Below are 25235 nucleotides of genomic sequence, written 5' to 3' on the forward strand. Positions count from 1 at the left end.
TCACTACGTATATAGATAAACTTATTCGTGTCCCCATAGAAAACCGTATAGACATAGTTCGATGATGTCAGGTAGATCCGATCGTTTATTGTCGGAGATGGTGTCAATGATAATTATCCGGCAGGTTGTGCATTAAGACAGGATACATTGTAAGAGACCATAAGCAAATTTTCTGATGCTTCAAAAAAAAATTAACTGAACCGGCAAATAGCCGGCCCATTATATGCTTATCTGCGGCCGTATTTTCTGAACATGAATATCAGGCCTACAACGACCAGCAGGATCATCGCGCCGCCGATATACGGAATATAGGATTCGGTCTTGATAGTCACGCGGAAATCCTTTTCCTTTTCAGCCTGGTCGCTCTTTACCTTTATGCTGACCTCGTAGTCACTTGCCACGATGTTTCCCGGAGGTACGACGTTTACCCTGAACGTCTGTATGTCCCCCGCCTTTATTGAATTGGTCTGGTTGGGGGACACCTGTACGATCCAGCCGGTAGGAGCGCTCGTCTCAAGGTATACGTTCGTCAAAGCTGCGCCCTTTCCAGTATTAGAGACGTAGACGTCTATGTTGAAGGATTCTCCGGGTTTTGCCTCATATGCGAGCTTCGACGTAGTGACGCTCATCCCGACGCCGCTCTTCAGCCTTAACGTGAGGTCTTTTGTGATCTGCGTGCCGTCAGGGGATGTTATTACCGCGATAAAGTTATAATCCCCGACATCCACGCTGTACGGCGGCACGATCTCGAGTACAAGGTTCTTCTCTCCCGATGCCGGGACTATCACTTCAGCCATCTCGTCGAAACTCGTCGAGTCTTCCTTATACCTGAAATACCAGTTCTCAGGCAGGCCGGTCACGGACAGCTTATAGATGTTCTCTTTGGACTGCAGGTTTTTCAGGCGTATGTCATAAAATATCTTGTCGCCTATGGAGGATATTTTTGAGGTGACCTTCGTAGAGACATCTACGGTCTGGTTAACGCTGGTAATATAGACATACAGGTCTATGCTCATGCTGTCCACATATGCGATGACCTTTTTCTCACCGACGGAAGTGCTGCCCGTAGTCTGTATCATCAGGTTGACGACTTTTGACTGGTGCTTCGGGACATACACTTTATAGATGCCTTTATCCCCGTATGTGAACGTCACGTCCCATTTCGCGCTATTGGACGATGAGAGCGTGTAGGTCTTATCCTCGTCATTATTGTTCTGTATCAATATCGGGAATGAGACTATATCGCCGCCCAGTGCGAGCTGGCCCGGGACGTCGCAGGAAAGCTTTGTCCCGCTTGAAGAGGTGTCACCCTGAGAACCGGACGGCCTGGCTATATCGACCAGCACTTTATTCTTAGCCTGATCTATCTCAACTATGTATATCCTCAGTAAGTTGTAGTAATAGTACCAGTTGCCCGGGGATACTGTCACCTCTTTATCCGGATAGCTTGGGCTTTTTACGGACACGTACACGTTACTGCTGCCGTTCTGTATCGTGAACTTCACATAACAGCCGTTTGCAGTGACGGTGTCCCCGTTGTCCGCCCAGTCCGAGTAGATCGTCTCGTACCCGCTGTCCGCCGCGACAGGCGCTATCATACCGCTTATTATCAGGCATAGCGCCAGAAGCGGCATTAAGACCTTATTCGTTTTCACCTTATATCCATCCTCAAGAACTTTACATATGACACTGCTAACGCTATTATCATCTCGACGAAGATGACGAGCAGGTTAGGCCAGACGCTTACCAGTGAATCCCATACTGTCTGCTCCTGGTACGATATCATACTCCTGGAATCCATCAGGCCGTACACAGGCCCGTACCTGTTAATGATAGTAGCTGAGATCCGGTTGAAATTATCCATCGGCGAGACCATGCCGATCGCATTACTGACCATGTTGTATCTATCCCAGTACTTTTGCATGTCTTCCTGGTATTTTTTCCATTCGTCGCTCATCGGAGGTATGTCAGGATCTAAAGGCGGAACTTTATCCGGTATTTCGGGAGCGATCTCCTGGTACTTGATCTCGCTGCTTACGCTTTCATATACAATAGGAACGGGATAGGGGCCGTCGGGCGGCTGAGGCGGCTGGCCCACTATGATCTGGACCACCTGGTAGGACATCATCCCGAAGACGAATAATGCTACGACCACGCCGAGCACATATAGTATAGACATCGCTGAACTCTTTGCCACGGTGGACATCATCAGGGAGACTGCGAAGAACAGCATGCAGTATACCAGGGCTATGATAAAGTACACAACTATCCTGCTAAAATCATTCCCGGTAGGCACGACGCCGTAGAATAACATGATGGCGACGATTATGAAGAAGACCGACGCCATGACCGCAGTAAGCATGCCGATCGCGCCCAGCGCTTTTCCGTTCAGGATTGAGTCGCGGAATACAGGATGCGACAACAGCGACTTTAAGGAGCCCTCTTCCTTTTCCCTCGATATAAGGTCAAATCCCAGGGATATACCCAAAACAGCCCCTATGAATACGAAATACTGGTTAATGTTGTTGAACACGTACATTACCGAAGGCATGTCAGGGTTTATCATTTTTTCAAGCTGGTATTTCATCTCGGTTATTTCATCTTCGGACGCACCATTCGCCTCAAGGTACGCTATCCTTTTTTGCAGTTCCGCTATCTGTTCCTGGTACCACGGCTCTGCCTGCATCTTTTTATAGCTTTCAAGATTGTTATTGTAATCGTTCATGCCGTTGACCATTCCGATGATCGATAATAGCATCAGGATGGCAAATACGACGATGAAGCGTTTACTGGTGAGATGGTCCCTGAACTCTTTCCCCGCCACGATAAATTCCGATCTCATTTCACTCGCTCCTGTAGACGGTCTCGAGGAATATCTCCTCAAGCGATTTTTCCTCTAACCTCAGTTCTCTGACTCTCATGTTCTTACTGAAGAGTTCCTCCGATATCGCATCCCTGATGTCATCCGAAGCCTGTATCACTGCGCTTCCGTTGTTGTATACCGCGTTTATGATCCTCGGGTCGGACATCCTGGGCATATCGCCCTTGACTTTAACTATGATAGTTACGGTCTCGTCCTTGCTCATTTTCTTCCTGACCTCGTCCGTCGTTCCCCTCGCGACCAGAACGCCTTTTGATATGATGCCTATCGTGCTGCATACGTGCTGCACTTCATCGAGGATGTGTGATGAGAAGAACACTGTCTTTCCTTTCTCTGCCTGTTCTTTGATGATCTTCCTGAACTGGATGACTCCCTGGGGGTCCAGCCCATTGGTGGGCTCGTCTAAAAAGAGCACGTCCGGGTCGTTCAGGAGGGCCTGGGCAAGTCCTAACCTCTGTTTCATGCCACGGGAATAGCTGCCTACGGGCTTATCGACATTGCCGAGCCCGACGTATTCGAGCAGCCCCTTTATCCTTGTTTCAGCTTCCGAGTCCTTCATCCCGTAAAATCTTGAGAAATATTTCAGGTTTTGCACTGCCGTCAGGTTCGGATAAAATCCAACCCCGTCAGGGAGATAACCTGTGATCTTTTTTACTTCTAATGGGTTTTTTGTCACGTCGATGCCATTCACAAAGCATTTTCCACCGGTCGGCTCGAGCAACCCTACCATCATCCCGATGGCTGTCGTCTTGCCCGCTCCGTTCGGGCCTAAGAACCCGAACACTTCGCCTTTTTCGACTGTCAGGTTCAATGAGTCGACCGCTTTGACACCGTCGTACACTTTAGTAAGCTCTTCTGTCCTTATCATATACGGTCATACTAATCTCGTAATGGTATACTATTAATATATTACTTAGACTACGATTAAATTCGAAGTCATAGCTCAAAAATAATGTCTATAAGGGGTGTTTTTTGGTAAATATTAGAATAAATCAATATAATGCCAGTAAAAATAGATATTTTTGCAGATAAGCCAAACATAAGGTTAATCCTCGTTGATTTCTTAAAATGTAAATAAATTCTTTATATATAATCAAGATAAAAGTATATCAAGGGACAATTTTATATGTAAGAAAAAATTTTCCTAGTACAAAATAAAAGTGACAATGACAGGATATCTTTAACATTGGCTAAATTTTTTAGCCGTGATCATGATTTTGATTGACATTGAGCCGCTAAATCGGGAAAGGATGGAAATAAAATTGTATCGTATCATTTCAAAAACAGAACTCGCTGAATATACAGTGCAATTCGATATTGAGGCGCCGGAAGTGGCAAAGAAAGCACGGCCGGGCCAGTTCGTGGTGGTCAGGATCGACGAGAAGGGAGAGCGTATACCGCTCACGATAGCCGATACGGACACAGGCAAAGGCACGGTCACGATAGTTGTTCAGTCGGTGGGCAAGACGACAGGACAATTATGCTCGATGGAAGCCGGAGGAACCATACGCGACTTTGCGGGGCCGTTAGGTAACCCGACGGAAATGGTCGAGAACAGCACCGTTGTCTGCATAGGAGGAGGGCTTGGTATAGCCCCGGTATATCCCATAGCAAAAGAGCTCAAGTCAAGAGGCAACAGGGTATTATCCATTATGGGAGCGAGAAGCGAACCATTCCTTTTCTGGGAGGACAGGATGCGCAAGGCCAGCGATGAAGTGTATATTGCTACGGACGACGGTTCAAAAGGAAAGAAAGGGTTCGTTACAGATGCTCTTCTTGATATAATCAATTCAGGCGTCAAGGTCGACCGCGTAATAGCGATAGGCCCGACTATCATGATGAAGAATGTGGCAAAGACCACTAAGCCGTATAATATAAAGACAATAGTCAGCCTCAACCCGATAATGGTCGACGGTACAGGGATGTGCGGATCATGCCGCGTCACTGTAGGCGGAAAGATGAAATTCTCTTGCGTGGACGGCCCGGAGTTTGACGGGCATGAGGTCGATTTCGACGAGCTTATGGCCAGGCAGAAGTTCTACAGGACGGAAGAAAAGGATGCGATGGATAAATATACGCATGAGGGAGGAGAGTGCAAATGCCTGCCGACGAGGTCATAGACAGACGAAAGCACGTGCCTGTGAGAGAGCAGGAACCCTCTGAAAGAGTCGGGAATTTCGACGAGGTCTCTTATGGATATAATGAAGAAGAGGCTATGAAAGAGGCAAAAAGATGCCTTAACTGTAAAACACCTTTGTGTATTGACGGATGCCCCGTTGGAGTCGATATACCGAAATTCGTCACGGAGATAGCAAAAGGTGAATTTGACGAGGCGATCAAGACCATCAAGGATAAGAATAATCTACCCGCAATATGCGGCAGGGTATGCCCGCAGGAATCTCAGTGCGAAAAGCTTTGTACGCTTGGGATGAAATGGAAGCCTCTTTTTATAGGAAAGCTTGAGCGCTTCGCTGCCGATCACGAGAAAAGCGATGTAAAGCCAGAATTACCGGAGTGGAACGGTAAAAAGGTGGCCGTCGTAGGCTCCGGGCCGGCAGGCCTGACAGCAGCGGCTGACCTTGCAAAGATGGGCTATAAAGTGGTCATATTTGAAGCATTACATACGCCGGGAGGCGTGCTCATCTACGGCATACCGGAGTTCAGGCTTCCGAAGTCCATAGTCGAAAAAGAGGTAGAGTACGTAAAAAGCCTGGGAGTCGAGATAAGGCTGAACGAGATCGTTGGCAGGACTATTACGATAGACGAGATGTTCGGGCAGGGATTCTCGGCCGTATTCATAGGCAGCGGCGCCGGATTACCTTCGTTCATGCGCATACCAGGCGAGAACCTGAACGGAGTATACTCGGCTAACGAATACCTGACAAGGGTAAACCTGATGAAAGCATACCAGTTCCCGGAATTTGATACGCCTGTCAAAAAAAGCAAAAATATCGCGGTCATCGGAGGCGGGAATGTCGCCATGGACGCGGCCAGGACGGCTAAGAGAATGGGAGCCGACCACGTATACCTGATATACCGACGCGGTGAAGAAGAGATGCCTGCGAGGCGTGAAGAGACAGAGCATGCCAAAGAAGAGGGCATAGAGTTTAAGCTCCTTATGAACCCGACAAGGATCATCGGGGACGACAATGGCTGGGTCAAAGGCATCGAGTGTATCCATATGCGCTTATGCGAGCCTGACGAGTCGGGAAGATGCAGGCCTGAGCCCGTGCAGGGCTCTGAAGAGATCCTGGATGTAGATACGGTCGTCGTGGCGATAGGGACATCGCCTAACCCGCTGATAGTCAAGACCACGCCGGGATTAGAGACCAGCAAGGATGGCACGCTCGTCGTGGACGGATATACGTTCATGACCTCCAGGGAAGGCGTGTTCGCCGGCGGTGACATCGTGTCCGGGGCGGCAACGGTCATAAGCGCGATGGGACAGGCGAAAGAAGCAGCCGTAGCAATAGATGAGTATATTAAGAGCAAAGAATGACGCTTTGCTCTTTTTCTGTTTTTCGAGAATGTTTTTAGAGTATTAGTTCATATCTGAGAGTAATGACCGTCGAGGATGTCCTTAAAAGAAGAATGCTTCATATTCTGTCAAAGGAGACCCCGTATGTGCTCGAAGAAGCGCGTTTCGGCATGTTCGACCTGGCAGTATACATCCCGGAAGATACAATATTCGAAGGTATTGAAGAAAGTAAAAAGATCAGCGCGGTAAGAGCATGTAACAAGTACCAGCTTGACGGCATATGCTCGGAAAAGAAGAGAGATTTTCTAAAAAAGTTCGAGCCGTTATACGATGACCATTTACTTCTCATGGGGTTCAAGGATAACGGATCCGGCGTCGTGTTATCAGAAAAGGAGTTTAACGAGCTTATTAACGATAAAAAACAGACCTATTCGCATATGGCATGCGGCGTGAACGAAGACGGCGAGGGATGCGAATACCTGGATCACAGGCTCGGCTGGGAGCAAGGTTTTCTCGCGGGCTACGGGCTGAAACAGGGACTGCACCTGTTCGAGTTCAAGAGCGACCACGATAATGTCAACAGGTTCATGGAACAGCTGCCTCATTATTCCCTGTTCGCGGACTATATCTGGCTGGTGGTCGGCAGCGAGCAAAAGATACCGAAATGGCTGCCGTCATATGTCGGCATTTACAGGGAAGAAGGCGAAGGTTTCGTTAAGATCAAGGAGAGCCAGTTCATAAAGAGAAGGCCGCCTTTTAGCAGGGCAGTCTTAAGAGAATGTGGAATACCTGACGGTGCTATCGACGATAGCATGCTTTATGATTTTATCAGGAAATGGTTCATCAATTCAATTTTTTTCAGGTCTAACGGAGTCGTCATGCAGATGAACGAGCTTGACCACCTGCTCTCGGGATATGAGAAAAATAAAAAGAAAGGCGCAAGGCAGAGCACGCTGAAGTTCTGACCCTACTGTCCGCCCATTTTTCTTCTTTGCATCATCTCGCAGTAATTGCACAGGACCTTGCCCGAAAGGATCGGGGCTCCGCATAGCCTGCATGAGTTCATATTAGCCGGGGCGCCCTTGTGAGTGGCCGGAGCTCCACTGCCTGCCTTCTGCGCATCGGCTTCCATCAGCTTTAATATCTTGACCTGTTCGCGGGCAATGTACTGCAGGTATCTCGCTATGCTGAACATATACACGGTATCGGACGCGCCTACGGCAAAATAGTCTCCTTCGTATGATGCCGTTAAACCGTATGCCTCGTTATCGAACTTATAGGTCAGGAGAAGCTCGCCCTTTTTATTCAGCACGCAGACTTCCTTGTATATCGTCGTAGCGAATATCAGGCTTCCGTCCGGCGATACTTTTATGCGCTGTATAGGGCCGTAAATACTCTGCTTCCATATCAGCAAGCCGTTCTTATCTGTGAAATAAATGAACGCGTTAGAAAAACCGATAGCTATATACCGGCCGTCCTCTGTGATCGACAGGTCCATTATATTTTGCGAATAGGTGTTGTTAGATAGCTCGTTACCCCTGTCGCTTACCTGATGGATAGTGTTGTTCATGTGCTCTAACACAAAGCTGAACTCCCCGTCATATGAAGTATACACGTACACTATGGGCGAGTTAACGATGAACTCCCACCTCAGGTCGCCGTCGCGGGTGAACATGTACGCCCTGCCGTTGCTCGAGCCGGCTATGACCAGGGCTCCGCTGCCCGAGATGCAAACCGAGTTAACGGGCTTGTGACACTCTTTTGTCCATATTATATTGCCGCGCTGGTCAAAAGCCCTTATGACGCCGTCATCCGAGCCTGCGACGATAAGCGAGCCGTCGCTTGACATGTCCATGCAGTTGACCTTTCTGCCTATACGGCTAGACCATACCGATTCTCCGGTCTTATTAAAGAATGATACTACGTTATCCTTAGAGTATGAGCCCACGAACCTTCCGTCGTCCGAGACCTTTACAAAAGCGACGTCGTCGCCTGTCGTGGTAGCCCAGAGCAATCTTCCGCTATGGTCCATAAGATAAACATCATGGTCCTCGGAGCCTGCCGCGAGATATGACGAGTCTGGCGTCATAGATACGACAGATACCTTCCCATGCGTAGCTTTTTTCCACTCTGGACCAAGTATTTTTTCCGGACTATTCATCAAAGCATCCCCTAATATTTGCTTGCTAGGTTTTTCCTTATAATATAATAAACATTGTTATTGATACAGGTATCGGAGTAAAGTACATAATAATGTTCTTAATTGGATAACAATAAAAACAGGACAGGCGTATATCAAAAGATAACCGGAATACCGATCCGATAGTACAGTATTTTCATAGTAATGATCATCTAAAAAAATCACCATTATCAAGATAAGCAGCGTTTAATGGAAATTACATGATAAGATAAAATTACTTTACAACCGCAGGCAGCATGACCACGAACCTGCATCCCTGTGTGTGGTCCCCCGGCACGCGGTCTTCCACCCAGAACTTCCCGTTATAGTCGTCTACTAGCATCTTTATCAGACACAACCCGAATCCCTTTCCTCGTGCCCGCGTATTAATAAGGTTCAGGCGGTCGAATAACTTTGATTTAAGAGCATCGGTTATTCCCGGGCCGTTATCGTCGATCATGACCTTATAAAACTCCCCGGCACCGTTATCATGGATATGGGAGACGCCGATGTCGATTGTAAGCGGCCCGCTCGAGTGCTTGATGGCATTTCCCACAAGATTTGAGAATACATCCCATAGCAGCTCGTTAGCATTTACCAGATATCCGCTAACGGGAGTATAATTGATCATTATGTCCCTTCCCTCTACGCTCTCGTATTGAGACTTCACGTCCTTAAGAACTTCACCTACATCTATAAAGCCCGGCTCATAGTGGCCCATCTTTTCTCTCTGCAGCTTTCTAACATTATCGATCAGCCTTGAACTGCTCTTCAAAGACTCAACGGGTTTTTCCAGAAGACTGGCATGATCTTTGTCCAGGAACCCCTCTAATTCTATTATCTCATGCACCAGCTCAAGGTATCCCATGGCTATCTGGTTGAGATTATTAATGTCGTGACCCATGAGGTCTACATATAATTCGGTTTGTGCCTTCGCGCTAAACAGCTCATTTTCGGCACGTTTTTTATCCGTCACGTCTACAACTATGGCTACGCCATTTACGATATTACCGGCATCATCGTATATTGGCGTAGAGTTTATTGAAAATGCTTTATAGCCACCTTCGCAGGAAGGGACCTGTATTTCTTCTCCTATGATAACCTCACCGTTTTTTATCGACCTTACAAGCGGGAGTTCATCGATACGGTATTGCTTCCCGTCCGCCCGGAATAATTTTAGCTTATCATAGTAACTGATATCAAATGATTCCGGCAATCCGGTGGTCAGTCTTTCCATTATCCTGTTTTTCATAATGACCTTGCAAGAGGGCACTTCAACGATGATCACGCCTAAAGGCATGTTCTGCAGCACTGCCTCCAGCCTTCTTCGCCCCGATTCCAGCTGTTTAAGTAATTTCTCTTTCTCCCTGTCAGCCTCTATACGCTCGGTAATATCCTGTATAGTGCCAAACATACGGACAGGTTTTCCGGACTTATCAAAAATGGCTTCCCCAACGTCTTGAACTATACGCTCGACACCATCAGGCCTGACGATACGGTAATTTATACTATAGGGAGTTCCTTTTTTAGCTATTTCATTAGAATGTTCAACAATTTCCCTATCATCTTCATGGACAAAGGATAAAAAAGTCTCCAGTGTAATAAACTCCGCAGGCTTCTGGCCAAGTATCCTGAAAAATTCATCACTACAGGTCGCCCTGTTTTTCTCAATGTCCCAATCCCAGTTACCGATATGAGCTGTATGCTGTGCGCGCGCCAGATCTATCTCGCTCTTGCGAAGCGCTTCTTCTGCACGCTTTCTCTCAGTGATATCTTCTATCATGGGCAAGAAATATAGCGGGCGCCCGTCAGGACCTGTTATCATTCGAACGGAGATGTTCACCCAGACAGCATTACCGTCCTTGCGTATGTACCGCTTCTCCTTACTAAAATGAGCTATCTCGCCTGATAACAATTTTTTTACTTTATCCATATCATCAGTCAGATCATCGGGATGAGTTATATCGGGAAAGCTTAAAGATAGTAATTCTTCACTGGAATATCCCAGAATGCGGCAAAGTTCAGGGTTGACTCGAGTAAAACGATAATCTAAAGAAACGATCGCACTCCCTATCGGAGACTGGTCAAATAAACGCTTAAACGTCTCCTCATTCTTTATCAACGCCTGTCTCGCATGTTTGGTATCGGAATTTTCGTAAAGTCTCCATTCACCGTTATTTTTAGAAAAAGCGTATTGATGAGTGTTCAGGATATCCATGACATCGCATGCATCGCACTTATCAAGAGAATATGAGCAAATGGCAAGCATACGGTAATCACGAATTATACTGTTGACCTCTTTTTCATAATCCATGAAGTCATTCCATGACGATCTATTAAGCCAGAAAACGTTACCGGTAATTCTCAGGCCATCATAACCCCGATCAAGCGCTTCCTTTAACTTTTTGATCCAGCCGTTCAGGACTTGTTTTAAGTTTAATATGCCATCGGCAAGATACCACTCATTATATGGTATGATCTCTATCTGTCCCTTTTTTACGTACTCATCATAATCCGGTACGGCCGATCTCATAGACGCTTTAACGTCATCCCCGATGAACGGCTCCGAGGTTATACACATGCAGTATTCATTGCTCTTCAGACCGGTTACAAGATAGGGAACAATAATTTCCATTAGATCATCCCTGGTTTTATAAAATAGACAGAAATGAGTTCCCCAGGGGACCTTTCCTATCTTTTCAATGCCGGTTTCTCTATCTTCTTCCTTCATTTTACCCACTGCATATGTTAATACTCTCCAGTAAAAAATGAAACAAAAAAATATTATTTGATACTATTTAAAAACTTTCGTTTAAAATAAATGCTTATTATATTATCTATTTTTCTTTTATGGCTCTTATAAAACAAAGATGAGAAAAATAGTCGATAAAATGATATTATATCCTCATATTTTTGTGGCCCGTACGATCACCACATAGCCTCCATCAATTGGTTTTGTAATCGATACAACATCTCTCGTAACAGGTTCGGGAATATTAAATTCATTATCGTTCTAAGGCTGGCAGCAAGACCACGAACTTCGCGCCCTTAGTATGATCACCCGGCACCCGATCCTCAACCCATACCCTTCCATTGTAGCTTTCTACGAGCGATTTGACCAGATATAATCCGAGGCCCATGCCTTTCACCTTGATAGATCCCTTTAGCAATCGCTTGAAAACTCTAGCCTTGAATTCATCGGGGATGCCCGTACCGTTATCCTCAACTATCACACGACAATATCGAATGCCTTTCTCCTCTACTGAGTCCAGGTCTATTCTAATATCAGCGTAGTCCCCGGTGTGCTTGATAGCATTACTCACAAGATTTGCAAACACGTCGTGTAACAGCTCGTTCGCCCCGACCCAATAATGCTCGCATCCGTTCAGGTTCAAGGTGATCGTCTTTTTGGTCATCGCCCCGAACTCCCGCTGCACATCCGAGAGTATATTCGCCAGGTCGACCTCCTTGTTCTGGAATGCACCGTCCTGGAGCTTCTGCAGCTTCCTCACGTTCTTGATCAGCAGGGCGCTCCGCTGTAGCACCTCTATGGGCTTATCCAGAAGCTCCCTTTCGCATTCTTCAGCCTGCATATCCCGCACAAGCTCGAGATAGCCCAGCGCGATCTGGTGCATGTTGTTGATATCATGGCCCATCAAATCGAGATACAACTCAGCCTGCTGTTTTGCGACTGTCAGCTCTTCCTCAACCCGCTTGCGCTCGGTGATATCATGAACGGTTCCATGTAGTTTTAACGGCTTACCATTATTAAAAATTACTTTACTACGGACCTGTATATTTATTACTGAGCCGTCTCTTCGGAGGATACGATGCTCGTTAGGCTCAACTTTCGCATCGTTAACCACCGTCATTATTTTTCCCAACGCTTCATTCCTATCGTCAGGGTGAATAAAGCTGACATATGCATCGAAGGATGGTTGTATTTGCCCCGGACATAAGCCAAGGATGCGATAAAGCTCATCAGACCAGGTTAATACATGATTGTTTATATCCCATGTATAACTACCAATGTGCGCGACTTCCTGGGCGGCGGCAAGATTATATTCGCTTTCCCGGAGTGCTTCCTCAGCCCGCTTTCTCTCGGTGATGTTATCGAAAACAGTGGTGAAGTATCCCCTTTCTGTACTGTACACTGAGATCGAAAACCATGCTGCAAGAGGCTTGAACTCGATCTCAAACATCTCAGGCCGGCCGGTCAGAGCGACTCTTCCATATATCTCAAATAATTCAGGATGTAACTCTTTGATCCCGGGAAATATCTCTGTAGCCTTTTTACCGACTACATTTTCCAGCCCTATCAGCCTTCCGAACGCGTTATTGACGTTGATGTAGACAAAATCGATCGGATTTCCACCGTTATCAAATTGCATCTTGCAGTAGGCAAACCCATTCATCATATTTTCGAATAGTGAGCTGTAACGCGCTTCGCTCTCCCGCAAAGCCTTCTCCAGCGGTATTTCCACATAGCCACCGGTCATCTTCAGGCTCCGGACGGCTACGAGCATATACAACCCGCCAAGGAACTGGCCTCCCCGTCCGACCCAGCTCAGAAGCGTGGCCGGGCTGCCCTCGATGATCAACGTACCCATGCCCAGGCCGATCAGTAACAAGCCCAAACCATACCATAGCAGAAACGGCGTACGGGACTCGCGATACAGGAAGCCGATGCTTGCGAATGCGATGACGAACTCGGCAACCGTTGCGAAGAGGACTACCTGGCGCAAGAGAGTAAATCCCTGCCCGTCTACATAGAACGCCGGAAAAGCCCCGACCAGGGCGCCCGCGACCAGTATACTCATGATCATAAACATTCCCGGATAAGCTAAGCCCAACTGACGAGTGGTGGTTGACAACATGTTCTCGCGAGGTCTCTCCGCTAACGCCCAGTAGGAACTTCCCAGGAAGCATAGTCCCGTCAGAAAGACGCCCATATTGTGGACTGTGACGGCCGCGTTCAGGTCCCACAGCAAGTTTCCAGCGAGCAGGTAAGTGATGGCAAACGCCATCATGCCACAACCCATGAACAATACAGCCCTGGAGCCCGTATTCAGATAGCTTCGCGCGGCCAGATATACAATGAGAAGCGAGGCCGAACCACAGAACAGGGTGTTGAGCGTGGTCAGAAGCACCGGATACTCATAGGTAGTCTTGATGCCTGATGAATAGAAAATAGCAATTGCTGCTGCCATTAACAGGATAGGTGCCCATATCAGCCTTTCCCACAATAAAGCCGGAGATTTTTCTATGATCCTGTCATCATCCGTTTTTCTTAATGAGATAATGTCAATCCTCATAGAAGCCACATTAAGAAATGAATAATATACGTAATAAAATAATAAATAATTTTTCTTTAATCGATTATCTTTCAATATATTGACACTATAGCGATATTTTTTATGATCTGTTAACTAATAGTTACAGTAAATTGCCAGTTTATTATGTCGAGGTTATAAGGATAAAGGGTCCATAAACGGTTTTAGGATTGCTCTGAATAGCATAGGTCAATTGTTACATATAAAGAGAACACGTGTAATTTTGACTGGCTCGATAACAATTTAACAATTAATGATAGCGCTAACTAAGAATAAGTAAATGAGATTTTACGCTGACAATACGAACGATAAAGATCGTTATTTATGAACCCCTTTATGGATTAATTTTATCTTTTTGACAGCATGAATATAGGGAAACGCTAAATAATTTAAGTAGTATCCAATCATCATCAGTTAAAATAATTGAGGCAATTCCGATGAAGTTCGATCCGGAACAGGTTAAGACAGAGACCAAAGAGGATTTTGACAAGGCGTGGAGCGAGAGCACTAAATATCTGACGCCGGTGGACCCAGTTAAAGACTATTCTATGAAAATGGAGCAGGGTAAAGCCCACCCCGTCTATGAAACGATGAACAGGCTCCGCGAAGCTTACATTAATCTGGGGTTCGAAGAGATGGTGAACCCCATCATAATTGAGGAAAGCGACATTTTCAAGCAGTTCAACTACGAAGCGCTGGCCGTCCTGGACCGCGTATTCTACATAGGAGGGCTGCCGAGGCCTAACGTAGGCATATCCGATGAAAGGTTCGCGCAGATAGAGGAGATCTTCGGCAGGAAACTGACGGAGGAAGATAAAGAGACCATACGCACCATCTTGCACAAGTACAAGAAAGGCGAAATAGAGGGAGACGACCTTGTCGCCGACCTGGCAGCAGGGCTGAACGTACAGGACTCTAAGATAGCGGTCATGATCGACCATGTCTTCCCTGAGTTCAAAAAGCTCGAGCCGGTATGCTCGAGGAAGACCCTGAGAAGCCATATGACCTCCGGCTGGTTCATTTCGCTTGAGGCTTTAGTGAACAGGCGCAAAACACCCGTAAAATTATTCTCGGTAGACCTTGTTTTCAGGAGAGAGCAGGAAGAGAGCGCAGACCGTCTCAGGGCCTATCACTCCGCTTCATGCGTAATAATGGACCCCGACGTAAACGTCGAGCACGGCAAGGCTGTCGCTGCCGGCCTGTTAAAGCAGTTCGGTTTCTCGGACTTTAAGTTTAAGCCGGACGATAAGCGCAGTAAGTATTACACCCCCGACACCCAGATAGAGGTGTACGGATACCACCCGGCATTAAAGGGCAGCAACACTAAGTATAAGGACGGCTGGGTGGAAATAGCGACTTTCGGAATATACTCCGCCACTGCACTTTCACAGTATAATATCCCGTACCCCGTCATGAACCTGGGCCTGGGCGTAGAAAGGCTTTCCATGATATTATACCAGGCAAAGGACATGAGAGACATGGTGTACCCGCAGTTCCAGGAAGAATGGGTACTGGGCGATAAGGAGATCGCGGATATGATCTCTATAGAGATGCAGCCTTCGACCAGAGAGGGCCATGACATCGCAATGTCGATAATAGCTACTTGCGAGCGCCACGGCACAGATGCCAGCCCGTGCGTGTTCGAGGCCTGGTCAGGCACCCTGAACGGAAAGAAGCTAAAGGTGACCGTATCAGAGAAAGAGGAAAATAAAAAGCTCTGCGGCGGCGCATTCTTGAACGAGGTGTACGTGCTGAACGGTAACGTATACGGTATACCGAAGGGCAACCCGAAATTCAAGGAGATAGAGGAAAAAGGCGTAAGCACCGGTATAAGATATATCGATGCCATTGCCAACGCAGCTGCCAGAAACATAGAGGAAGGCGTCTATGAGACCTCGGTAAAGATGTCCAGGGCGCCCGGCGACGTCAACGTCCTTATAGACCCTGTCGCGCTTAGATACATTCAGGGTAAGAAGAACAAGATAGACTTCCGCGGACCTGTCTTTACTTCAGTAGAGACCGAGATAACCGGGGAATAAGGTTTAAAGCTTTAAAATAAATCCTCGTTTGTGAACGTAAAGGAACTATACGAGGAGCAAAAAGAACTTGCAAAGCAGGCAATTCTGGTCGACTCTTTCGATAAGATGGAACTCATCGGAGGGGTTGACTGCGCTTATTTTGAAGATAACGTGATCAGCGGCGCTGTCGTTATTGACTATAATACCTTCGAGCTGGTCGATAAGGCTTACGATGTCTTAAAAGTTGATTTTCCATATATTCCAGGGTTACTTGCATACAGGGAAGCAGTGCCTATGATGGCAGCAGTCAAGAAACTGAAGATAAGACCGGATATATTAATGGTTGATGGGTTCGGTACAAACCATCCGAGAAGATGCGGCATTGCCACATATATAGGCATAAAACTTGACATACCTGCAATGGGCGTAGGAAAAAGTTACATGTACGGAAAAGTCGAAGAAGATGAGATCTACCAGGATGGCGAGAAGGTCTGCCAGCTTTTATACTCCAGGAAAAGTAAAAGGCCTGTTTACATTTCTCCGGGGCATAGAATATCCCTCTCTACCAGCGTGGACATAGCCAGACACTTCATGGATGGCGGAAGGATACCTCTGCCGGTTAAGCTTGCAGATGAATATGTGGCTGACATAAAACAAAAAATATTGAAAACGGTACATACTTAGTCGTTCGTCAATTAAATCAGATTTTTAATTAATCTTTTTACCATGAAACGCACAAAGGCGAACAAGGAACACAACACTGCTAACCACAAAGCGCACAAAGGCGAACAAGGAACACAACACTGCTAACCACAAAGCGCACAAAGGCGAACAAGGAACACAACACTGCTAACCACAAAGCGCACAAAGGCGAACAAGGAACACAAAGGACTTCTTTTAGAAGATTATCCTATACTTAAAAAAATTTGTGTACTTTAATCGCCTTCGTGCGCTTCGTGGTTAACAGTTTAGTGTTCCTTGTTCGCCTTCGTGCGCTTCGTGGTTAACAAAATTAGTGGACTTTTGAGCTTTTTGTAATTAATTTGCCAGAGTTATAATCTTGCTATAAAAAGAAAGATAAAAGGGGTAAACCCCTTTACTCACTTGTTCTTTGCCTTTAAGTACGGCATCAGTCCGCCCGCTTCGAGTAGCTGCTGCATGAACTCGGGGATAGGCTTGAACGGGAATGACTTGCCGGTAGTGTGGTTAACGATGACGTTCTTATCGAAGTCAACCTCAAGCTCGTCTCCCTGCTTCGCATTCTTCGAGATGTCCTTGCACTCGATCAGCGGTAAGCCGATGTTGAACCCGTTCCTGTAGAATATCCTGGCGTATGAATCGGCTATGATGCAGGAAACGTCGCATGCGAGTATGACCTGCGGTGCCTGCTCTCTCGATGAGCCGCAGCCGAAGTTGTTAGCCGCCACAAGTATCGGGTTCTTGACCTTCTGCGAGTCCTCGTAGAATGTCGGGTCGATAGACTCGAAAGCGTGCACTGCGAGCTTCTTAAGGTCGAGCTCGTCGTACTTATACTTGCCAGATATGACCTCGTCAGTGTTGGTGTCGGGAGGGTATATCCTGAGCACCTTTGACTTAATGTTCTTTAAAGCCATCTTAGAGCACCTCCCTCGGGTCGGTGACCTTGCCGTATATCGCGCTGACAGCTGCGACAGGCACGTTCGATAGGTAGATCTCTGACTTGTTGTTGCCCATGCGTCCCTTGAAGTTCCTGTTCTGAGTCGAAAGGACCTTCTCGCCGTCGCCTAGCGCCACTGTCCTGCCTATGCAGAATCCGCAGCCCGGCGGGCATACGGCTGCACCAGCCTCAATAAGTGTCTGGATGTAGCCAGCCTTCATAGCTTCCATCATAACGCCCCTGCTTGCAGCGTATACGACTAAGCGGGTGTCCTTGTGGACCTTCTTGCCCTTTAATATCTCAGCCGCTACCTTCAGGTCTTCCAGCCTGCCGTTCGTACATGAGCCTATGCAGACCTGCTGCAGCTCCATTCCCGCGAAGTCGGTAACAGGCTTAACGTTGTCAACCCTGTGCGGGTATGCGATGTACGGGACTAATTTTGATGCGTCGATATGAAGTTCATCCTTGTATACAGCGTCCTTATCGGCAGAGAGTTCCTTATATTCATTCTCTCTTCCGTGTTTAGCCAGGAACTGCCTTACTTTTTCGTCCGACGAGCATAATCCTACCTTACCGCCTGCCTCTATCGCCATGTTGGACATGACAAGCCTGGAGTCGACGGTCATGTTCTTGACAGTGCTGCCGGTGAATTCCATTGACATATAAGTGGCACCGTCGGCAGTGATCTCCTTTACGATGTGAAGGAACACGTCCTTGGATGTGACATGTTCGGGTAACTCGCCGTCGATCTGGAACTTGAACGATTCGGGCACACGTAGCCAGGTAGTACCATATGCCATGATCGCGCCTACATCCGTAGAGCCCATCCCGGTACCGAATGCCGCTAATGCTCCATGGGTACATGTGTGGCTGTCGCCACCGATGATGATCTTACCCGGAGCGGAGAACTTTTCCGCGACTATCTGGTGACAGATGCCGTCGCCGTTCTCGAAGAAGTACGGCATATTGTTCTCGCGGGCGAACTTTCTCATGAATATCTGGACGTTGGAGACCTGTTCGCTCGGGGAAGGAGATGCGTGATCGCAAATACCGCCCACTTTTAACGGGTCGAAAACCTTCCTGGTGCCAAGTTCTTTTTCCATCTGCTGAATTGCCAGAGGCATGGTACCGTCATGAGAGAAGACGAAATCCACAGGCACGGTGACTATGTCGCCCGGAATAGCCTCGGTCCCGCTTTTCTCCGATAATATTTTTTCTGCTAGCGTCTTGCCCATCTTTTTTCACCTGGAATTGAGGTTGTGTATGCTTAAGCGCTGTGTGCATATAAAGTTTCTTATGTACGGATATGTACATTGAAGCACGACAGCAAACACATGTTATAAAAGTCATTTTTTCGTACCTTGATCCGGGTACGCTCTTAACCGGTATGGGGTTTTGATTGATGATATAATACGTTTTTGGTTTGTTTAACAATATTATTTTGGTTCTACTACGATTTTTGGGATGATGTTTTATTGTTTCTTTCGGATGGCAGGTAGATACTAATTTCACAGAGACACAGAACCACTAAAATTTTTTTAGGATTTTTAAGGGCGCTAAAGCTCTAAGAAGTTACTCACCAAACCACTAATGCTCTAGTATCACAGTCAACGCACTAACGTCCCAAACGCCCGACTCAACGCTCAAAGTGCACAAAGACACTAACGCTAAAACAAGGCCCGAACCTCCCCAAAGCACGAAAATTTAAACCACTGTTTGTGTCGTGCCTTATTGATCATCATTATATCCGGTATGTTCGGTCGTGTTAAACGGAAACCGCGCTATTGAACTTTGGTGGTTTGGAGAGGTTCGGGTCTTGTTTTAGCGTTAGTGAATTAGAGAGTTTAGTACGTTGAGTCGGGCGTTTGGGACGTTTGAGCGTTGACGGTGATACTAGAGCATTAGAGATTTCGTGAGTATGTTTTTGGTGCTTTAGAGACCTTAAAAAATCATAAAAAAAATTAGTGGTTCTGTGTTTCTGTGAAATTAGTATCTACCTGCCATCCGACAGGCATAATTAAAAATTCCCAAAATCTAAGAAGAACCATAAAAATTAAAGAACAATATACTCATTTTCCTGTCGCAGTAAACACCTATTTCACGGAATCAAGATAAGCATACTTTATATAGCCATTTTAACGCGAAGGTTTACTATGTCGCAGTACATATTTTTTTAATAAACAGGCAGTTATATATGAGATGCCAACAATCCTACTAGACATTGATTGGTGAGTTATATGGAAGCTATGAGGGAGATTGAGCTAAAGGGTCATATTATCGACTCCTTTTTGCTGCCCAAAGTCTTCGACAAAGTAATGGATATGAACGGCGAGTTCGAGATAATACAGTTCGACATCGGCAGGCAAAAGACCGACACGAGCTACGCTCGCCTTATGATAAAAGGAAGAGACCAGGATCACCTGGAGAACATAATAAGCGAACTACACAGGCTCGGGGCCCAGCTCCCGGAAGCCGAGGACGTAGTCACCGAGACCGCTATCAAGGATAGGGTAGTACCGAAAGGTTTCTATTCTACGACCAACCATCCGACGTATGTTAAGATAAACGGGGAATGGAAGAAGGTAGAGAACCAGAAAATGGACGCCATGATAGTGATCACGGACGATCATGCCTTATGCACAACAATAGGCCATATCAAGAAAGGCGACAGAGTAGTGGTCGGTAAGAAAGGCATACGTGTCATCCCGCCCGAAAGGCCGAGGGGGCACAGCATTTTTGAGTTCATGGACAGCCAGGTATCCTCTGAAAGGCCTTCACAGTCACTGATAAAACAGATAGCCGAGGAGATACTGGAAGTAAAACAGGACGGCGGAAAGATCGTAATAGTCGCCGGTCCCGCGGTAGTACATACCGGCGGGCAGCAGGCTCTTGCAGAGTTGATCAGGAACGGCTATGTGGACGTCCTGCTCGCAGGCAATGCGCTGGCAGTGCACGATATCGAGTATAACCTTTACGGCACATCGCTCGGGATGGACCTCAATACGGTAGAACTGGCTCCCGAGGGACATAAGCACCACATATATGCCATCAGCGAGATCTGCCGCGCAGGCTCTATAAAGGACGCGGTAGAGCAGGGGATCCTTACAGGCGGCATCATGTATGAATGTATCAAGAACAACGTGCCGTTCGTCCTCGCCGGGTCGATAAGGGACGACGGGCCGTTGCCTGACGTCATCACCGATACCATGAAAGCGCAGGACATGATGAGAAAGGCGATACAGGACGCTGACATCGTGCTTATGATGTCTACGATGCTTCATTCGATCGCGACAGGGAACTGCCTGCCGTCGACCGTAAGAACGATCTGCGTGGACATCAATCCGGCTACCGTCACTAAACTCATGGACCGCGGCAGCGCCCAGGCCATCGGGATAGTCACGGATGTAGGAACGTTCCTGCCATGGCTTGCTGAAGAGCTGGCCCTGCTTAAAAAGCAAAAAGCCCAGGGCAAATGAGCTATAAGATGGGTGATCCCATCGCTCTTTTTTATTTTTCAAGCTTTTAAGTAAAATGATAGAATATTTATATTATCCGAATTAAAAGAATGAATCCTTTCACCACTATATATTTTTTTAACCTATTTTTTAGTTAAACTTTATCGGCCTCTGGCAGGATCACAATAAACCTGCTGCCTTTAGAAGGGTGTCCGGGGACCCGGTCCTCCACCCACACTTTCCCTTTAAAACCTTCCACAAGGGTCTTCACAATGTACAGGCCAAGCCCCTTACCGATCATTTCATGCCCTTTTTCTCCCCGCAAAAATATCTTGTTTTTTTGCCTGTCTGATATACCCGGACCATTATCATCTACGATGACCTTATAATAGTCATTCCCCTCAGCATCAGTCTTTTCAAGCATTATGTCTATGACCAAAGGCTTATCCGGATTGGCATGTTTTATCGCGTTCCCCACGAGATTGTTAAATATGTCCTTTACAAGTTCACTTGCGTATACATAACTCCCTTTTAAGGGCTTGTAAGTGATATTGATGTCCCTGCCCGGAACGTGTAAATAGTCTTCTTTAACCTCTGTCAGTATTTTATCAAGGTCTACACGCTCAAGAGATAGAATATCTGTCTTGATCTGCTTTATCTTGCTAACGTTGCCTATAAGCCTTGAACTGTTCTTCAGGGTCTCTAACGGCTTTTCAATTAAAAAGCCGTTATCCTGTTCAAGTTTTCCTTCAAGGTCAATGATATCCAGGGATAGTTCAAGGAAACCCATTGCTATCTGGTTCATATTGTTTATATCATGGCTCATAAGATCCACGTAAAGATCTGACTGGGCCTTGGCTTCCTCCAGCGCTTTTTCAGCGCATTTACGCTCATATATCTCGCCGATCAGTTTTGCAGAAGTTTGCAGCCGGTTCCTGGCGATGTCAATTATGAACTTAGGGCGCGACTCATATTCGTCGGCGAGTTTCTTAAGCTCCATAGCGTTAACATTATATTTTTTAGCTATTTCACCCAATTTTTTAGGGTCTTTTGGCGGGTCGCCATAACCGATGTTTATTGCGCCTACGATCTCGTTTCCCGCCCGGATCGGGACACCGTACAGCCTGATGCCCCCGTGACATTCAATATCCACAGGCCTGCCCGTCTCAATGGCCACTTTTGCATTTTCTGTCCAGCATGATTCATGGCAAAGCCACTTTCCGCGTTCTAGCGCCTCCGTGTTAATATCAGTGTCGCAAAGGTCTCGTGAAGCCTTATCCAGGAACCTGCACCAGCCTGAGCAAAATATTCCCTGCGCATAGTCACCGTTCTTTTCATATACTGCCGAAGAAGTATCAAGAAGGTCCAGAAAATCGCTTACGATATCGCTTAATATTTCTTCGCCAACAGAATCCAGTAGTTTACGACAGGTATTAAGCTCAAGCAGATTTCCGTATGGCGGCTCATACTTGTTCGATCTTTGACTGTTGATCTTAGGTTCCACGCTTTTCTTTAATAGCCATTCTAGCCTTTTCAGCTCTTCTTCAGCTTTTTTGCGATCGGTAATATCGCGGATATGCTCGACGACGCCTACTACATTATCCCCGGTATCGATCAGGGGAAAAGAATGAATTTCAACCCATCCGTCTGTCCTGTCAGGTCGGATATAAGACGCAATGTGTGTCTGGATGGTCTTTGTTTTCATGGCTTTAATGCAGGGACAGTTTTCACATGCTTCTTTTTTCCCATGATAAGCTTCAAAACACTTTTTGCCTAAAATAGGCATGCTATGAGAGTACAATTCTTCCATTTTAGGATTTATCCTGATGATATTCAAATCCTTATCCAGGATACTGATACCGTCCTGGATACAGTTAAAAACGTTCTGAAGAAATTGTTCTCTATCATGAAGAGCCTTTTCGGCTTTTTTTCTTTCGATATCGGCTTCCTTAAGTACCGATAACTGCTCATGAAGCATTTTTAGCTCATTAAGCAAAAGATCTTTAGAACCATTACTATCCGGGCTATCCCCACCTGAACCTGAACACATCGGTCATCGCAGTTTTAGTTGTATATTCTCAATAATATAAAACGTTGAGGGTAAACATATGACAGGTAATCGCCGTTTGAACGAATATAATAGTTTGTAAAAAAAAGAAAAAAAGGAAAAGGAAGATCTAATCCTTACTTGTCATGGTCTTGTAGAGGAAGTATGCAGAACCTCCCCACAGGACCGTTGCTCCGAAAAGGAACATTAAAATGGCTGATAGTTCCATCTTTGATCCTCCTTAGGCATCGACGCCCGAGTCACTTTTTGTAATCTTTCCCTGCTTGCCGTTCATATCGGACTCGTCGTCATTCTGCTCCTTCTCTACAAACTCATCCCAGGATTCGACCTTCTTAGGCCACGGAAGGAACGGAAGCGCGAAGGATACTATGAAGCTTAACGCCACGACTCCAAGACCAAGGTAAAGGTATATCCACTCATATCCGCCATAACCTTCTGACAGGAAGGTCAGTGTATACTGAGCGAGTATGACCAGAAGGATCAAGGGTGCTATTATGCCTACGACATACTTCCAGAGCTTTCCGATCTTGAGCTCCGACCTGCTGTCGATATATGTTACGAGCTTGTCTCCTTTACATATCCATATCGCGACGAGCACTTCAAGGATGCCCACGATGAGGAGCATATATTTCGAGAAGAAGTAATCCACTATATCCAGCCAGTAGAGACCTCCCTTTGTCGTATAAATCAAGCCGCAAAGTAGACCGCATATTGTTACCGCGACAACCGCCTTGCGCCTGGATACGTTAAACTTATCCATGACAGAGGACGTCACTGACTCTAAGAGGGATGCGGACGAGGATATTCCTGCGATTATCAGGCAGAAGAAGAAAACTGCCGCAAGTATCTCTCCTCCGACAGGCATTAACGAAAGCGCCTGCGGGAATACGATGAACGCGAGACCAATGCTCTGTGCGACGACTTCTTCGAAAGGTACGCCTTTTGACACCGCCATATAGCCCAGCGTTCCGAAAACCGCGAATCCTGCCAGGAATGAGAAACCGCTGTCCATCAGTGATATAATGAACGCATTTCTGGTTATGTCGGATTTCTTCGGCAGATAGCTGGAGTATGCTATCATGATACCGAATCCAAGGCTAAGCGAGAAGAACACCTGCCCACATGCGTCGATCCATATCTGCACGTCTGTCAGTTTAGAAAAGTCAGGCGTCAGGTACCACTCGATACCCTCCATTCCACCGACAAGGGTGACACCCCTTATTACCAGAGCCAGTATAAGTACGAACAATATAGGCATGAAGACCTTCATGGTTTTTTCAAGCCCTTCCTTAACACCAGAATTGACAATGATGAAGTTGATCAGCCAGACAGCTACGACAGCGATAAGGACACTGACCGAAAAGCCTCCGAGCACACCGGGGCCGGCTGAAAGCTCTAATATATCATTAAAGAAGAATCCTTCGAAATCAGTCGGGAACCCGCCAAGTAATATCTTTAAAAGATAAACGGCGCCCCACCCTATAATGATCATATAATAGGTCAGGATAACGAAGCCTGCCATGACCCCGAGCCATCCAATCCATTCGGAACCCTTCGCCTTTAACCTCTTTAATGCAAGAGGGGCGGAGCCTTTGGTCGAATGACCGAGAACTAATTCCAGCATCATTACTGTGATACCGACCAGTATCAATGCGGTGAAATAAGGGATCAAGAATGCCCCTCCACCGTTACTATACGTCATATATGGGAATCTCCATATATTGCCCAGGCCTATCGCCGAACCTACTGCGGCCAGGATAAAGCCCAGTTTTGTACCCCACATTTCTCGTGCGATAACAATCACCTCAAATTTCAACCATACAGGGTAATAGCTTACTTGCCATGCCATAGCATGACAGTGATTTACTGCCTTATCCCTGTACTGTAAATAATTTACCTAAAACTATGAAATAACATATAAAATTTTTGCTTGGAAGGTATTATTTTATAATATGTTTAGATATTTTTTTGATTTTTATTCACTTTTATATCCCGATAAATGAAAAATATGTTATTTACTATTATTTGACATAATTATGGCAGAAATCGAGAGATACGATTTTTGTAGGCAAATATTGTCCAGGTTATAATTTATATAGTTAGCGTTAAGCGAATGAAATTATAAAGACACAAAAATAATAACCAGGAATTATAAAACTGGTATGTTTTTATCCATTCAAAAAGGAT

The 25235-nt window shown here is 46.2% G+C and carries 17 protein-coding genes; 6 read left to right on the forward strand and 11 right to left on the reverse strand.

Going from position 1 to position 25235, the window contains the following annotated elements:
* Window positions 1-227: 227 nt before the first annotated feature.
* Genes CUJ83_RS08265 through CUJ83_RS08275 form a run of 3 tightly spaced genes read right to left on the reverse strand, consistent with a single transcriptional unit; the run spans window position 228 to window position 3749 of the window.
* Window positions 228-1655: a COG1470 family protein gene (locus CUJ83_RS08265; RefSeq protein WP_230741826.1), complete on the reverse strand. Its 1428-nt coding sequence runs from the start codon at window positions 1653-1655 to the stop codon at window positions 228-230.
* Window positions 1652-2842 (reverse strand): ABC transporter permease subunit, encoded by a 1191-nt coding sequence (locus CUJ83_RS08270; protein ID WP_230741827.1) that lies wholly within the window; start codon window positions 2840-2842, stop codon window positions 1652-1654. The genes CUJ83_RS08265 and CUJ83_RS08270 overlap by 4 nt, the downstream gene beginning before the upstream one ends.
* A 1-nt stretch (window position 2843) precedes the next feature.
* Window positions 2844-3749 carry an ABC transporter ATP-binding protein gene (locus CUJ83_RS08275; RefSeq protein ID WP_230741828.1) on the reverse strand — a complete coding sequence of 302 codons (906 nt, stop codon included), beginning with the start codon at window positions 3747-3749 and terminating at the stop codon, window positions 2844-2846.
* Window positions 3750-4143: 394 nt separating this feature from the next.
* Here CUJ83_RS08275 and CUJ83_RS08280 point away from each other — a divergent pair, with 394 nt between their 5' ends.
* The 3 genes from CUJ83_RS08280 (at window position 4144) to CUJ83_RS08290 (ending at window position 7324) form a co-directional block, all read left to right on the forward strand.
* Window positions 4144-5001, forward strand: a complete 858-nt coding sequence (locus tag CUJ83_RS08280; protein WP_369424025.1) for a sulfide/dihydroorotate dehydrogenase-like FAD/NAD-binding protein — start codon at window positions 4144-4146, stop codon at window positions 4999-5001.
* Complete coding sequence (gene gltA, locus CUJ83_RS08285; protein ID WP_230741830.1) at window positions 4980-6380, forward strand: NADPH-dependent glutamate synthase; 1401 nt, start codon at window positions 4980-4982, stop codon at window positions 6378-6380. Before CUJ83_RS08280 ends, gltA begins: the two co-directional genes overlap by 22 nt.
* Before the next feature lie 62 nt (window positions 6381-6442).
* Window positions 6443-7324, forward strand: a complete 882-nt coding sequence (locus tag CUJ83_RS08290) for a hypothetical protein (protein ID WP_230741831.1) — start codon at window positions 6443-6445, stop codon at window positions 7322-7324.
* A gap of 2 nt (window positions 7325-7326) precedes the next feature.
* On the opposite strand, the gene CUJ83_RS08295 is transcribed toward CUJ83_RS08290, so the two are convergent.
* From CUJ83_RS08295 to CUJ83_RS08305, 3 genes are all read right to left on the reverse strand, one after another.
* On the reverse strand, window positions 7327-8520 hold the full coding sequence (locus CUJ83_RS08295) for a WD40 repeat domain-containing protein (protein WP_230741832.1): 1194 nt from the start codon (window positions 8518-8520) through the stop codon (window positions 7327-7329).
* Between the two features lie 253 nt (window positions 8521-8773).
* On the reverse strand, window positions 8774-11269 hold the full coding sequence (locus CUJ83_RS08300; protein WP_230741833.1) for a PAS domain S-box protein: 2496 nt from the start codon (window positions 11267-11269) through the stop codon (window positions 8774-8776).
* Window positions 11270-11543: 274 nt separating this feature from the next.
* Window positions 11544-13853 carry an ATP-binding protein gene (locus CUJ83_RS08305; protein WP_230741834.1) on the reverse strand — a complete coding sequence of 770 codons (2310 nt, stop codon included), beginning with the start codon at window positions 13851-13853 and terminating at the stop codon, window positions 11544-11546.
* A 455-nt stretch (window positions 13854-14308) separates the two neighbouring features.
* Between CUJ83_RS08305 and sepS the strand changes: the two genes are divergently transcribed.
* The gene (gene sepS / locus CUJ83_RS08310; protein WP_230741835.1) at window positions 14309-15910 is read left to right on the forward strand and encodes an O-phosphoserine--tRNA ligase; all 1602 of its coding nucleotides are present in this window, start codon (window positions 14309-14311) and stop codon (window positions 15908-15910) included.
* Between the two features lie 30 nt (window positions 15911-15940).
* On the forward strand, window positions 15941-16573 hold the full coding sequence (locus tag CUJ83_RS08315) for an endonuclease V (protein WP_230741836.1): 633 nt from the start codon (window positions 15941-15943) through the stop codon (window positions 16571-16573).
* Window positions 16574-16989: 416 nt separating this feature from the next.
* Here CUJ83_RS08315 and CUJ83_RS08320 read toward each other — a convergent pair whose 3' ends face one another.
* Together CUJ83_RS08320 and CUJ83_RS08325 are read right to left on the reverse strand one after the other, a co-directional pair.
* Window positions 16990-17502, reverse strand: a complete 513-nt coding sequence (locus tag CUJ83_RS08320; protein ID WP_230741837.1) for a LeuD/DmdB family oxidoreductase small subunit — start codon at window positions 17500-17502, stop codon at window positions 16990-16992.
* A gap of 1 nt (window position 17503) precedes the next feature.
* Entirely contained in the window at window positions 17504-18760 is a 1257-nt protein-coding gene (locus CUJ83_RS08325) for a 3-isopropylmalate dehydratase large subunit (RefSeq protein ID WP_230741838.1), read from the reverse strand.
* Between the two features lie 1002 nt (window positions 18761-19762).
* On the opposite strand from CUJ83_RS08325, the gene CUJ83_RS08330 reads away from it, so the two are divergent.
* Complete coding sequence (locus CUJ83_RS08330; RefSeq protein WP_230741839.1) at window positions 19763-21001, forward strand: ornithine cyclodeaminase, nickel-pincer nucleotide-dependent; 1239 nt, start codon at window positions 19763-19765, stop codon at window positions 20999-21001.
* Between the two features lie 133 nt (window positions 21002-21134).
* On the opposite strand, the gene CUJ83_RS08335 is transcribed toward CUJ83_RS08330, so the two are convergent.
* The 3 genes from CUJ83_RS08335 to CUJ83_RS08345 all read right to left on the reverse strand — a co-directional run bounded on the left by CUJ83_RS08335 (window position 21135) and on the right by CUJ83_RS08345 (window position 24831).
* On the reverse strand, window positions 21135-23030 hold the full coding sequence (locus tag CUJ83_RS08335) for an ATP-binding protein (protein WP_230741840.1): 1896 nt from the start codon (window positions 23028-23030) through the stop codon (window positions 21135-21137).
* Window positions 23031-23157: 127 nt separating this feature from the next.
* Window positions 23158-23256: a MetS family NSS transporter small subunit gene (locus CUJ83_RS08340; RefSeq protein ID WP_230741841.1), complete on the reverse strand. Its 99-nt coding sequence runs from the start codon at window positions 23254-23256 to the stop codon at window positions 23158-23160.
* 12 nt (window positions 23257-23268) lie between these two features.
* Complete coding sequence (locus CUJ83_RS08345) at window positions 23269-24831, reverse strand: sodium-dependent transporter (RefSeq protein WP_230741842.1); 1563 nt, start codon at window positions 24829-24831, stop codon at window positions 23269-23271.
* Between the last annotated feature and the right edge of the window lie 404 nt (window positions 24832-25235).

The sequence above is a fragment of the Methanooceanicella nereidis genome (assembly GCF_021023085.1).
GTDB lineage: Archaea > Halobacteriota > Methanocellia > Methanocellales > Methanocellaceae > Methanooceanicella > Methanooceanicella nereidis.